This window comes from Zoogloea sp. LCSB751 (assembly GCF_002028455.1).
GTDB lineage: Bacteria > Pseudomonadota > Gammaproteobacteria > Burkholderiales > Rhodocyclaceae > Zoogloea.
In genome coordinates, this window is record NZ_MWUM01000651.1 from 1 (window position 1) to 234 (window position 234).

The following is a 234-nucleotide window of genomic DNA, read 5'->3' on the forward strand; positions in this document are numbered from 1 at the left end:
TTAGCAGGTGAAGAAATCAAACCAGGCCCACACAAGATTCAAGGTATTGGAGCAGGTTTTATCCCAGGTAACTTAGACCTCGCCCTGCTGGATAAAGTCATTCAAATCAGTGATGATGAAGCGATTAAAACAGCACGTGAGTTAATGGAAAAAGAAGGTATTTTAGCCGGAATTTCTTCGGGAGCAGCGATTGCAGCGGCCACAAAAATTGCCGCTGACCCTGCTTACAAAGGC

General features: G+C 45.3%; 1 protein-coding gene. It reads left to right on the forward strand.

Annotated elements, in window-relative coordinates; all coding sequences use genetic code 11:
- Nucleotides 1–234 (forward strand): pyridoxal-phosphate dependent enzyme (locus tag B4920_RS28050; protein ID WP_139379793.1); only part of this gene is annotated, 234 nt, incomplete at both ends.